Annotated in this window: 11 protein-coding genes and 1 pseudogene; 5 read left to right on the forward strand and 7 right to left on the reverse strand. The window is 33.4% G+C overall.

The features are described 5' to 3' along the window. Positions 1-205 precede the first annotated feature (205 nt). On the reverse strand, positions 206-460 hold the full coding sequence (locus tag ACFQ32_RS06190; protein ID WP_046325580.1) for a hypothetical protein: 255 nt from the start codon (positions 458-460) through the stop codon (positions 206-208). A gap of 195 nt (positions 461-655) precedes the next feature. Here ACFQ32_RS06190 and ACFQ32_RS06195 point away from each other — a divergent pair, with 195 nt between their 5' ends. Together ACFQ32_RS06195 and ACFQ32_RS06200 are read left to right on the forward strand one after the other, a co-directional pair. After that, positions 656-955 (forward strand): MazG nucleotide pyrophosphohydrolase domain-containing protein, encoded by a 300-nt coding sequence (locus ACFQ32_RS06195; protein ID WP_046325581.1) that lies wholly within the window; start codon positions 656-658, stop codon positions 953-955. A gap of 133 nt (positions 956-1,088) precedes the next feature. Next, the gene (locus tag ACFQ32_RS06200) at positions 1,089-1,433 is read left to right on the forward strand and encodes a hypothetical protein (RefSeq protein ID WP_046325582.1); all 345 of its coding nucleotides are present in this window, start codon (positions 1,089-1,091) and stop codon (positions 1,431-1,433) included. A 168-nt stretch (positions 1,434-1,601) separates the two neighbouring features. On the opposite strand, the gene ACFQ32_RS06205 is transcribed toward ACFQ32_RS06200, so the two are convergent. From ACFQ32_RS06205 to ACFQ32_RS06230, 6 genes are all read right to left on the reverse strand, one after another. Next, complete coding sequence (locus ACFQ32_RS06205; RefSeq protein WP_046325583.1) at positions 1,602-2,711, reverse strand: SLAP domain-containing protein; 1,110 nt, start codon at positions 2,709-2,711, stop codon at positions 1,602-1,604. Positions 2,712-2,934: 223 nt separating this feature from the next. Next, on the reverse strand, positions 2,935-4,044 hold the full coding sequence (locus tag ACFQ32_RS06210) for an SLAP domain-containing protein (RefSeq protein ID WP_046325586.1): 1,110 nt from the start codon (positions 4,042-4,044) through the stop codon (positions 2,935-2,937). Positions 4,045-4,441: 397 nt separating this feature from the next. Then, a complete protein-coding gene (locus tag ACFQ32_RS06215) occupies positions 4,442-5,671 on the reverse strand; it encodes an MFS transporter (RefSeq protein WP_046325769.1) in 1,230 nt (409 codons plus the stop codon). A 129-nt stretch (positions 5,672-5,800) separates the two neighbouring features. Next, positions 5,801-6,631 carry a helix-turn-helix domain-containing protein gene (locus ACFQ32_RS06220; RefSeq protein WP_046325587.1) on the reverse strand — a complete coding sequence of 277 codons (831 nt, stop codon included), beginning with the start codon at positions 6,629-6,631 and terminating at the stop codon, positions 5,801-5,803. A gap of 468 nt (positions 6,632-7,099) precedes the next feature. After that, positions 7,100-7,300: a hypothetical protein gene (locus ACFQ32_RS06225; RefSeq protein WP_046325588.1), complete on the reverse strand. Its 201-nt coding sequence runs from the start codon at positions 7,298-7,300 to the stop codon at positions 7,100-7,102. Positions 7,301-8,269: 969 nt separating this feature from the next. Then, a complete protein-coding gene (locus ACFQ32_RS06230) occupies positions 8,270-10,249 on the reverse strand; it encodes a BspA family leucine-rich repeat surface protein (protein WP_052724669.1) in 1,980 nt (659 codons plus the stop codon). Between the two features lie 334 nt (positions 10,250-10,583). Between ACFQ32_RS06230 and ACFQ32_RS06235 the strand changes: the two are divergent. The 3 genes and pseudogenes from ACFQ32_RS06235 to ACFQ32_RS06245 all read left to right on the forward strand — a co-directional run. Continuing rightward, positions 10,584-10,784, forward strand: a pseudogene (locus ACFQ32_RS06235) (transposase); the annotation flags it as partial. A gap of 330 nt (positions 10,785-11,114) precedes the next feature. After that, on the forward strand, positions 11,115-12,467 hold the full coding sequence (locus ACFQ32_RS06240; protein ID WP_046325589.1) for an FAD-dependent oxidoreductase: 1,353 nt from the start codon (positions 11,115-11,117) through the stop codon (positions 12,465-12,467). Positions 12,468-13,436: 969 nt separating this feature from the next. After that, positions 13,437-13,747: SLAP domain-containing protein (locus ACFQ32_RS06245; protein WP_379907114.1), on the forward strand; the 311-nt coding region annotated here is incomplete at its 3' end.

Here is a 13,747-nt window from a genome sequence, read left to right on the forward strand (position 1 = left end):
AATTTGGATTATTATTTTGTCACTTTTATAATAGCATATTATTACTATACATGTATTCAAAACTCTTATTTTGATTTTTTATCAAAGTTAAATAGCTTTATTTTTATCATAGAAAAAATGCTTTTTATAATTAGATTACTAATCTATTAATAGAAGCACTTTAACGTTAAAATTCTTATTACAAATTATTTTATGCTTTTAATAACTAATCGTTCAAAGCAATTTTTCTGAATATAAAATATATTGCTACTAGTATACATACCTGAACTACTCCAAGAATAATGGTGATACTGTTTAAAGCAGTAAAATTCTTAAATAGCAAGTAAGATACAACTGGGGGTATAACAATAATTGCAATTGCTGCCCCAGCAAAAATCTTGTTAAGAGCTTGCAGTTGTTCTCTTCCTGTATATTCCATTCCCGCAAATAAGATAAGAAGTAAAATCATAATCCACAACATATTTTCACCTCATAATAACTCTATCGTTTATTTTGCTGAACGATAATCACTAAAAATATAAAATAAACCTAACAGAATAAGTAAAGCAATTCCAGAGTATTAAGATCGTAAAATTTTAACCTAATTTGATATTTATTACTTCCATTACGCAAATTAAATATAAAATAGAATAAAATCATTATTCAGGAGTCAAAATTGATCATAGACACTAAGAAACTGCAAAAAGCAGTCATGGAAAATAAGAAAAAACACGGTTTCAATACCACAGATATTGAATTTGAATTATTGCGATTACATGGAGAAGCTAATGAGTTATTTGAAGCCTGGCGCAAGAATAATAAGAAAAATATCAATGAGGAATTAGCCGATGTAGGGATATTCCTATTAGGCATTGCAGAAATGCTGGACAGTGACCTGGGCGAAGACATTGTTAATAAAATGAAAATAAATGAAAAAAGAATATACAAAAATGGCGTTAAACGCAGTCCTCATTAATTATGAAATAATTAAAAATCCTGTTGCTTTTTTAATTATCAGGGTTTAATATATCCAAATATAATATAAATACCATCTTTGATATCAAGTTATATACAAGATTATTTGATAATAGAGAAAGCGTCATAATGTTATGGTTTTAAAAAACTTATCTTATAAAACTAAACATATAATATCTGGTTTTATACAAATTCTGCTAGGCCTCTTTGCAATTTTTGTTTTAAAACACAAATTTTATGTCATAGTCATATTTTTAATTCTTGCTCTCTTGGATTTTGCAAATGTTCTTTTTGGAAAAGATCCAGCCGATAAACCTAAAAAATACTCTGAAAAAGTCTATAGGAATAGGCAGATATTTTCGACTTGCGTAGGTTTGGTTTTGCTCTTTACGGCTTTAGTGGAACTTATAGATAACCCGAGAAGTGGTTCAGGTCTTGTTTCTATGGAAGCTGGCCTGCTATGCGTATTATTCCCCTAATGAACGTTTGGAAATAGTTATTTCTGAAAAGTGTAATCTTAATTTGACAAAGGTCCCAAAATTTTCTCAATTTCGGTACCTTTTTATAATAAATACAAAAATGCACCTAATAGCTGATTTTTACTATTAGGTGCATTTAAATTATTTATTTAATTTTCTTAAAATGATTTATTTGACAGTTTTTTGCTTGGCGTTTTGCTGTACTTCTTCTGCTGTATTAATTGGGCTTAATTTAACACCAGCAATAAATTTGACATCACTTGCTTTTACATAGCCGTCACCAACATCAATTGAATCTGGTCCTCCACCACCTGGAAGGTCAGTGGCATAAAACTTATGACCTTTTAAATGGTAAAACAGTTCGGCTTTATTTTCAGCTGGCACCCAAATGTAAAGCAATTTATCTACCTTTAAATTTCCGCCTTGTTTCCTAATTCTTTGTCCTTTGTGATCTTGCTTGGTGCCATCGGCATTATAGACATCTATATCTTGATAAAATCTAATATAAGAATAGTGCTCATAATCATAGTAATGAGAAGGCAGATCTTTCTTAACTTTAACGTCTAAGCAATAGAGCCAATTATTCGTCCCTTTAATACGATAAATAACTGCATTTGGTATAGCTAATTGGCTAATTTCTTCAGCGTATCCTTGTTCTTCAGCACGATCGACTACGAAGGTAGTGCCTTTTTTTGCCTTTTTAGTAGTTTTAAGACCATTATTGATCTCATAAATTGGAGCACCACCATCTCTTGTTACTGTTGCGATCGTTTCTTCGGTGTTTGAAGCGGTGATTTTGCCCAAGTTGCTGGCTCTTACATATTGCTTTGCGGGACCACCAATGCGGTAATAGCGCAGACCGTTCTTAAACTTCACAGTACCGCCATAAGTTGTAATAGAAGCTCCCTTTCGAATTAAGCGGTAGTTAGCCCTGCGTGAGCTGGTAGCGTAAACATAGGAATTATGCTTAACTGCACGTTTAACACCGTCAATGTTATTAGCTTTGATAAATTGTTTTTTACCGCTAATTCTATAATATGGTGCGTATGGCTCAAAATCTAAGATAACAGGTTTTTTATCAACTTCAATCCGGCGAAAAGCTGGATACTTAGCATCTGCCTTTTGTCCATCCTCATCGTATGCTTGTGATGTATACATGACAGTTCTTATGGTGCTCGGAATCTTTGCCTGAACAGTATGGGCTTGATGATTAAATGTCCAAATTGCAGTAAGTCCTAAAAAACCAGCTGCTAAATAATGAGTAATTTTTTTATTCATATGTTTTAACCTCTCTTCTTCAAAAAATGCTATCTTTATTTTTGATTCTCTAATTTCTGCAATCAAAACAAGAAATTATATAATTTCATTCTGTGCTTTTCTTAACGATTAATGAAGTTAAAAAATGGTGAATTAAATTAGGCAAATATCTTAATAAAAATGCATCCAATAGCTGGCTTTTACTATTAGGTGCATTTAAATTATTTAATTTTCTTAAAATGATTTATTTGGCAGTTTTTTGCTTGGCAGCTTGACTTGCTTCTTCAGCTGTGTTGATCGGGTTTAGTTTTACGCCGTCAATAAATCTAACATCACTCGCTTTGACATAGCTATCGCCAAAATCTACTTCACTACCACCACTTCCGTCTGGCTTATTAGTGGCATAAAACCAATGACCCTTCATATGATAAAACAGTTCGGCTTTATTTTCGGCTGGCACCCAAATATAAAGCAATTTATCTACCTTTATATTACCGCCTTGTTTCCTAATTCTTTGTCCATTAATATCTTTCTTGGTGCCATCGGCATTATAGACGTCTGTATCTTGATAAAATCTAATATAAGAATAATGCTCAGAGTTATAAAAATGATGCGGAAGTTCTTTTTGAACTTTAACGTCTAGGCAATTGAGCCAATTATTCGTCCCTTTAATACGATAAATAACTGCATTTGGGATAGCCATATTGGTTATATCGTCGGCATATCCTTCTTCTTGAGCTCGGTCGACTACAAAAGTAGTACCTTTTTTAGCCTTTTTAGTAGTTTTGAGACCATTATTGATCTCATAAATTGGAGTACCACCGTCTTTTGTCACTGTTGCGATAGTTTCTTCGGTGTTTGAAGCAGTGATTTTGCCCAAGTTGCCGGCTCTCACATATTGTTTTGCAGGACCACCAATGCGGTAATAGCGCAAACCATTCTTAAACTTGATGGTACCACCATAAGTTGTAATTGAGGTTCCTTTCCGAATTAGGCGGTAGTCAGCCCTGCGTGAACTGGTAGCATAAACATAAGAGTTACGTTTGACCTTGCGTTTAACACCATCGATATTATTAGCTTTGATATATTGTTTTTTCCCGCTAATTTTATAGTATGGAGCATAGGGCTTGAAAGTTAGGATTAATGGCTTTTTTTCAACTTTGACCTGATGAAAAGCTGGATACTTAGCTTCAACCTTCCGTCCATCCTCATCGTATGCTTGTGACGTATACATAACAGTTCTTATGGTGCTGGGAATCTTTGCCTGAACAGTATGGACTTGCTGATTAAATGTCAGAACGGCAGTCAGTCCTAAAAAACCAGCTGCTAAATAATGAACAAGTTTTTTATTCATATTTTAACCTCTCTTTTTTAAAATTATTATCTTTTGCCATTGCTTTTATTTTGGGAACAAAAGCGCAAAACGAGACAATAGTAAAAGACAACTAATATAATAACTATTACTAATCATGTACCCCTTTTTATAATTATTGAAGATAAAAAATGATGAATTTAATTAAGGAAATATCTTAATATATAGGAAGATACTTAATTTTAAACTTACTCCGTTAAATTTATACGTATAATAAGAAACATGGAAGGTTTACTATATGACGAAGACCCCAAAATAAATTATCAAGATTTAATGAAAAGTCTCACTATGTTTAGGTGTTAAGTCCTATTTTTGCCTGTTTAGTATCGTACATGAATACCCTGCTTGCACGGCATTTTGGCTATTACCAGCCACCCACTTATTTTTGTCTCTTTTTATACTGCGTTACACTAAAGTAATAAAGCGCACTGAACAATAACGCAAACCCATAAACGTACTGTGTACTCATTGAGCCAAATGTTTGCACAATCCAGCTCCCCGCAAATGTACCTAACGGAATCATTAGCGAAAGTATGCTGTCGTTAATGGTGTCTATTCTACCCAAAACCGCGGCTGAGAAGCTTGTCTGAACCAAGACTTCAAAAACGGTGTTCATCATCGTGCCCCATAAAGACGATACACCCGCGTTAAATAGGGCAAGGTAGATATTGAACCGCACGACTAACGGTACCAATATCCTAAAAATGCCCGTGCCTAAAAAGCAGGCTGCAATAAAAATTTCCATTTTCTTCTGGCCCAGCTTAAAGCGTTGCACCAAAAAGGCACCGATAATGCTACCTGCGGAAGAAGCCATCAGCAATCCTCCATAGCCAATCGCGGAGTCATGGATATAGCTTTGCGCGAAATAAGGCAGCCCAATATCATAAATGCCAAAAAAGAAGTTGACCACACACAGGGGCAGAATCAATTTCAGGATATTCTTTTCCTCTTTTAAGGTGGTCCAACCCACCCGTAAATCCTTGAGATAAGAGCCAGAAAAGTATTCTTCGTTTTGCAAAAGATCTTTTGCAAGCACGTTTACCTGGATTTTAGCGTAGACAAACAGAGCCAAGCCGAAAATGATTGCTGATAAAACAATGGTCATGCTAATGGAAGTAGTAGCAATGATAAAGGTGGTTATGCCGTCCAGCACTAAATCCAATATCTTGTAGCTTACCTGAAAAAGGCCGTTAAAATGCAGCAGATCCTTCTTCTCAACCAGAACGGGCAGCAGCTTATATTCTGTGGGATAAATAATTGAAGACAGAATTGTTGACGCGCTGAACAATAAAAGCAGGAGAACATCAATTGTGATGTTGCTCTTTGCGACTTTTAAAATGAATACTACAACTAGACTAATTAGTGTCTGCAATATGGTTGAAAAGGCCAGCAGTTTTTTGATTGAAAAACTATCGATCAAAGGACCGAAGCCAAACGATACTATGTCTATCCCCGCCTCAATTGAAAAAAGCAAGGCAACCATTGCGGGCGAATGACTGGTTTCTTTGAAATACCAGAGAATCGCCATGTAAAACAGGCTGTCCGCAACATTGGTTGCTATTCGACCGCCTAATAACTTATACACATTTAAATATTTCTTTTTTAACACCACTTTTATAACCTTTTAAACTTAATAAATAACTGCTCATCACCTAGAAACGTTGGCAAGTAACCTGGGTGACCACCAATCCGCAATGCCTTCTTAACCTGTTTTTGCAGGGCATTTATATAGGTGGATTTAACCAGGCCAATTTTTAGCTGCCAGTATGCGCTTGATATCAAGTAGTTCATCTTTTATTTTTTTTGCCTTATTTAGCTTATTGGAAAATAGAGCAGAATAATATCTAGCCGATATTCTGTAAATGATAAATCTAGGACTATTCTTTAAATTATCAAGAAATTCTATTGCATTCTCGACATTGTTTTCTTTATTGAATCTTTTGTTATTCCTATATCTCCAATGTAAATAATTATTACAAATGTCAGCAAAACGTTCATTCATCGGGTCTGATATCGCATCTAACCTTTGAACTTTTTGAAAAAAAGAATTCATCATCATTTCCACAAAATCTTCAGGTAAAATTATGATAGCAGTACTAAATAAACTCAAAGTATTAATGTTAAAAAACCAATTTTCGGTTTCAGTTAAATTGTTAATTACTACTTTCTTAAAACTTTCATCCAATTCATTTATAGAGTCGTTTATATAAGCCATTGCAATTTCCGCACGGAGCTTAAGATTGCTGCTAACGTTACTTTTTATGATCTGCTTATAGCACACTTTCACCTCATTTTTATTGTGAGTGTTTATAGCGACTGTCATCTTTTGTGATAAATTTTGTTCGAGTCGAATCTTTTCACATGAATATGTGTCTTTGATTTTAAACAAGAAATTCTCTAAATTAATGTCATGCATCAATAATATTTCGAGCAAAAGATCACTACTTATTCTCCTTTTATTATTGACGATACGAGAATAGGCACTGGTAGTTATAATATTTTCAACCATTTCTGTTTCTGTTAAGCCAAGTTCCTCTTGCTCTTTTTTTAAAGCTTCACCTATTGTCATAATATTTATACCTAAATCAAATAATTTATACCTCTCTATTGCTTTTTTACCTTATGTTGGAAACTTCTCTTCTCGCTGGAAAAAGGAAATCTACCGCTAGGATCATCATTTCCAATAGATGACCTACATAGAAACCTGTAACCTGAGCTGAATATATTGCTGCAGGTATGCCAAAAATCGGCTTAGTTACACTACTCACAGCAAATAACCCAAGAATTCTAGTTTCCCCAAAAAACTTGTTTGGATAAAGCCTTTTTATGTAAAATACCTAAGTTCTGCAAGAAAAAATAGTACTATATATAATTTATCAATTAAATATGCAGTAACATTCTAAAATTCCTCAGATATTCAGATATATAGAGGTCCTTAGCAAATTTATTTATAGAATCTTTATTATTTCCTACAATTAGCACACTATGCCAATTATATATATCAACTATTTTTTTAATATAATAATTCTACAAAAATTTAACGTATAACCAACGCTTCACTATATAGAATTTGAATGAATGCGTATTGGGTTAGACCGCCAATTTCTTGTGCCTCTGCAATAACAACTTTTATTAATTCATTAGAGACTTTCATTGGCGTACCTTTTTTAAAAATTATACTTGTGTAAAGAACAGCTGGTCCGGCTTCAATTATTAATACATCATATTTTTTATTCATTTTGTGCCTATACCAAAAAATCAGATATAGATAATAAAACTATAAACTGATACTTCCAACTAATTGTAGTTAAATAAGATTTTTTCTGTTTAATTTATTTAGACAAACTAATGTTTTTTATTAGTAACCAAATCTTGACTAGATAATTTTATATGGTGATAGGCAGATTCATACCTTTTTTTATACTAGTCAAATCATTCAGAATTTGGTTTCTGTATATTTCTAATTTATCCATTTTTAGTCAATTCTGATTTTAACTTATAAAAAATCTTTTTTAGGAAAATTGATATTGTATAGTTCTCTATGGATAACATAATAAGCTCCAACGGGATACAGAAATACTGTACTGCCGTAAGAAATCAAAAAATTTTCATTATACCTAAATACCGCTTTATCATTTATTTAATTTAAAGCTAATTATTATATTAAACCAAATTGTATACATTGACTACCTTTTTGACTATAGTCAAATCAAATTGTGGTAACGTTACTTAACTCCTACATTGGTCAAAACTAGGCAAACGAATTAACCTGATAATACTGATACAATTTTATGGAACTAATGTCATAATTTCGTTAAAGGTTAAAAGCCTTGATTCTGACCTTAAGAATGAAGCGGTTGTGCCATTCAATTCCACTCTTCTCCTTCGAAGTGTAAAGGGTTCTAACTGGGCTAAATCCGTAAAACTGGGCAAAGAGAACCATTTAAATTTTTCAGCTGTACTAACTAAAGCCTTGAAAGCAGAATTAAATTTATAGCTAGAAACAATAAGTCCTGGAAGTTAAGTAACTTTCGGGACCTTTTTACAATTTTCTGGACTAATTTAAATAGCATAATACAAAATAATGCACCTAATAGCTGATTTTTACTATTAGATGCATTTAAATTGTGAATTTTTTCTTGACCGCTTTTGCTCAGCAGTTATAAACATATTTATGCTGTATTACTGAACTGCTTAACCAAAAATTCTAAAAGTTAGCCTTCTTCACGTACCGGTTCAGTCCGATGATGTAGTAATAACGACCTTTCCGCTTTACTGCACCACCATATGTTCTAACTTTGCGTCCGCGCTTCAGACTGGCATGTCTTATTTTCTTTGCTTTTTGATTATAGATGAGTGCATTATGCTTTAACTTACGCTTTTGGCCTGTAATATTAGTGGCCTTCACAAACGTATTATTATCTAAAAGATAATACTTCTGACCGTTTATGGTTTCGGTATCATAGGTAGTAATCATCTGGCCTTGCATAAGTTTGCCCGTTACCCGCTTACCGTTAATATCATAGAGATACGAATTATGCATTACCATTCTTTCAATCCCTTTAAGGTAAGTATAAGTTACAGTCTGAGGCTGGTAGCTGAAGAAGCCTGTCGAATTATAAGGTCTTGCCTTTAATAAATAACCAGCAAATTTCAGTTCTTGGGTAACATAGCCATCACCAACATTACCATTCAAGATTTTATCAGGTGTTAGTTTAAGGCCATTTTTATCTTCATAATGGACTCTGACCTCAGCTCCTGCAATCGGCTCTATAGTACCAGATGAATGACTTGGTGGTGTTGGCGTCGGAGTAGGCGTTGGCGGATTGACTGGTGGCTTAGGCTCATCAAAGTGTGTGCCCTCACGAACATAAGTATCCGCATCATTAGCTGGAACATATTTTGCCATTAACTCTTTCGAACTCCACCTATTTTTGCCTTTAGGCTCATTAAGTGTACCATCAGCAACATTGATCCAAGTGCCATCAGTATTTAATCCAGTACCTTTGACAATATTATCTTTACCTAGCTTTAACAAGTTTAAACTTTGCAAATCATTTAGCATATCGGAAATGTATATAATTTTGCTCATATCAAAACCGCTAATATCAAGCCTTTGCAACCGAAAATCATACTGAAACATCTCTTTCATATTAAAAACATTCGCGGTATTAAATTTACTGAGATCAAGCTCTGTGATATTCTCGCAGTCCATAAACATGTTATTCATTACAGTTACTTTATCAGTATTAAAGTTGCTAACATCAATTTTTGTTAAGCTTTGGCAGGCCCCAAACATATATGACATAGTCTTAACGTTAGCAGTTGAAAAGCCGCTAACATCTAGGTCTGTTAGGGAAAGGCAATTGTTAAACACCCCGTTCATATCAGTGACATTATCAGTTTTGAAACCTTCACCAAATTTAATGCTTTTTAGTGACCGGCAATTCTGGAACATGGTACTGATATTGGTCACCTTACTAGTTTTAAAGTTGCTTAAATCAATTGCATTTAAACTTCTGCATTCTTCAAACATGCCACTTAATTCCGAAACATTTTCAGTATTAAAGGAACTGACATCAATATTTTTAAGCCTAAAGCAACCATAAAACATGCTTGACATTGTCGTCACATTGGCAGTATTAAAGTTTTTTAGATTAACATCACTTAAATTAAAACATTTTGAAAACATGCTTGTCATATCAGTAACTTTACTAGTATCAAGCTTGTCCAAGCCGTCTATATTAGTTATATTATTAAATTCTCTAAATAGTTCACTGGCTGACCCGCCAAATAGATATCTGACTGACCCGCTAAGTGCCAAGGGACCCTGAATAACAATATGGTTAACATTTGCAGGATCAAGCCCTGCATCAGTTAAAGCATCTGCCAGCGGCTGCGGGTCATTAAAAGCTTTGGAGCTACCAGGAATAGTTAATGTTTTACTAGTCGAATCATAGCTAAGTGACAGTTCCCTAATATGATCAGTATCAGTACTATCATCAGTAGTGACCCATGGAACTGTCTGAATGTCTCTTGTTGCAATTTTCGTTTCTTTTGCTAAATTTGCAGGAGGTGAAGCCGATGCAAATATTGTTTGCGGTTTAATAATACTTAAACCTACCACAGTCATAGCAATAGTAGCTAAGTACGTTGTAAGTTTAATCCTAAAATGGTGTTTATTCATTATTCGTCTCCTTTAAGCAATATAATTTTACCTAACCAAAGTGTAGCATAAATAACATTTGTTATAAAGTATAATTTTTATATATAAATATATATATTATTATTATTTATTATTATTTTTTATATACAAAAATCACTGTTATCATATAGCATTAAATTAACTATACAGATATATACCAGTAATATAATGGAATGTCACCTTTTTTAAGCTAACATAAAAGGAGTAATAATGAATTTTCGTCTCGAACTTTTACCATAAAGTGACATGCTTTTTCTAATGACTGCTAAAGAAATTCATGCACCACTGGTAATCAAAGAGATAGTATCGGACTAATTCCAACGGATACTTAGAAGGCTTCAATCGCAAAATTAAATAAAGTGAGCGCACTGCATTTGGCTACACCAATTTTCACAATCTGCTAACTAAAACCAGATTGTTAGAAAATAAGGCAAAACGAACAGTATTTGACCAAGAACTGTTTTTGCCTTTTCTTTTCGATTTTAAAGCAATAGCAAAAGTTGCAATTTCATTTTGATCTCCCATGCTTAAATGAATGCTTCTCTTTCTCAAATGATACTCTATTTGTACTACTATTTGAGTATCACTTCTACTTCTTAGGTTCTTTTTAAATAATTTACTTGGCCGTATTTTATTCATAAATTATCAGCAAATTTGATATTTAGTGAAATTTGCAAAGTCAATTTATACGGTCATAATTTTTTTGTTGTTTTATGAGTTTTAATATATAAACGAATTAGCTATACTAGTGCATCTTTGTATAACTAACGCATTTCTTGTGTTACGATAGAATACAACGAAAGTGCTACAAGCGCTTTCAGATATTGATAAAAAGGGGATTTTTTCAATGAATCAAAAAGTAGTCATCATTGGTGCTTCTCATCCAGGTCATGAAGCAGCTATCGAGTTATTAGACAGATATCAAGATCTTGATGTCACTATTTATGAAGCAAGTGACTTTGTTTCATTTATGTCTTGCGGAATGAAGCTCTTTTTAGAAGAAAAAACTACCGGTCAAGACAATGTCCGTAATTTTTCACCTGCTGATTTAGAAAAATTAGGTGGTAAAATTGTCAATAATTCGCAAGCAGTTGCCTTAAATCCGGCGAATAAGCAAGTTACAATTAAAAATACCCAAACTGGACAGACTGAAGAAGTTAATTATGACAAATTAATCTTGTCTCCGGGAGTTGATCCACTCCAATTACCTGTTCCAGGGGCAGATTTAGACTATGTTTATTTAATGCGGGGCTATAGTTGGGCTAAAAAGATCAATGAAGCTCTTCATAATGATGAAATTAAAAATATCGTTGTGGTGGGTGCTGGTAACGGAATTGCTGCCGTTGAGGCAGGTGTTTTAGCTGGTAAAAACATGACCTTGGTTGATGCCAGCAACCATATTTTGGCTAATTATTTTTCAAAAGACTTTACCGCTGTTTTTGAACAAGAAATGCGTGACAAGGGTGTCGATTTAAAGCTTAATACAAAAGTTACTGGCTTTACCAATGATCACCTAGTCCAAACTGATCATGGTGATATTAAAGCTGATTTAGTTATCGTCGCTGCAGGCATTGTTGCTAATACTGACTGGCTTAAAGATACTATTAATTTAAACCAACGGGGTTATATTGAAACAGACGAATATTTGAGGACTAATCAAAAAGACGTTTATGCTTTGGGTGACGCTATTTGGCCACTATCAATCCCGGCTAATAAAAGAATGCCGATTCCATCGGCAGTCGCTGCTCGCCATGAAGCAAATTACTTAGTACAACATTTGTTTGAGCAAAAACCAAGCCGGTCATTCCCAGGTTTAGTTGGTGGCCAATTACTAGAATTTGGTGATGTACATGCGGTAGTTAGCGGCCTCCCACAAAAATCTGCTGAATTTGCCGGCATTAATGGTGCAACTAGCATCTACATCGATCATTTGCGTCCAGACTTTATTCCTGCAGATGATAATCCGTTAGGATATATTTCCTTAACTTATAATAAGGATACTCATCAAATTCTGGGGGGTGCAGTTATGTCTAAATATGACATCACTGCTCAAGGAAATGTTTTAAGTTTAGCAATTGGTCATAAATTAACGTTAGAAGATTTAGCTGAGCAAGACTTTTTCTTCTCACCAAGTTTTGATCGGCAATGGAATATCTTGAATTTGGCTGCACAACATGCGCTAGGTTTACACAAGTTTTAATTAATTTTGATAGGTGCTAAACCTTGTGAAATACCCATTATATTGTCCTACTATGTTTAGCAAATTTAATAAAGAAAAAGAAGTTTTGTAGCTCTTTTAAAAATAATTAGCCGCTTGATAAGCGGTAAGTTGATTAAGAAATAGAAGACTGTCTCTAACCTGCTAAAGTATGATTGGGACAGTCTTTTTTATTCTTAGAGTTACTACTGCTTGAAAATGACTAAAAAACCCTAAATATGATTTCATCATTTGATAAATTTTCACTTAATTTATATATGCCTTTACTTTTATGTTGTCTTGCTTCAATTTGATGCAATAAATAAACTTGACATCTTTTGTCTTGACATAGCCATCAACTACGTTTATCTGATTAACATTACCAGTCATATAAAATTTATGACCAGGTATATATTAAAATGATATATATATGATACAATTATTAAGAGGTGATAAAAATAAAAAAAAGTATTTATAAACTTATTTGGGAATTCTTTTCTTTTCTGATATTAATAATCTTTATAGGGTGGTTAATGGATCCCAAAAATACTTTTACAATGAGAAATATTGCTGGGTGTGTAATTAGTTCAATTATTTGGACGTTTGTTATGTATTTTTTTGAAGTGAAATCCAAAAATAAGGAAAAGGTTTAAAAAGTAAAACAGTGTAATAATTAGAATTCCTACAATAGCATGATATTGTACTAAGCCCCAAAAGTTGGATAACTTTTGGGACTAATTTTATGACAAAATTATCTAGAAAGTCATGAGGCACTACAGTTAAATTAAAATTCTATCTTGATTAACTTCACTATTCTTGGGAAGTTAATTTTTTATCTGCTTTCCAATTTAAATAGCTTTAGCTTATTTTCAATTCATTAATTAGTATTAATCTCTTTGAAAGCCTAACCGAAGACAGCTATACTGCTCTATAATGATTAGTAGATATTTAATCAATTTTTGAGGTGATTACATGAAATTAAATAAAAAGTTTGTTTATGGTTCTATAGCAAGCATTCTTGCTATTAGTCCTATGCTACCCGCAGTAATGCCAAGCAATACAGAAGTATTAGCTGCTAAGACTGATACTCTTACGTTAAATCATAATTCTTATGTTTATACGGCTCAGGGCAAGCGTACTTATTATAACGGTAAAGGAACATTGCGTATGGGCACCACTGTAAACGGTAGTGCCAAAACTACTTCTATTAATGGTAAAAGCTACTATCCTTTAACCGGTGGTGCCTACGTTAAGGCGGCTAATGTTGGTGTTGTCAACAAACA

The sequence above is a fragment of the Lactobacillus melliventris genome (genome assembly GCF_042679465.1).
Taxonomy (GTDB): domain Bacteria; phylum Bacillota; class Bacilli; order Lactobacillales; family Lactobacillaceae; genus Lactobacillus; species Lactobacillus melliventris.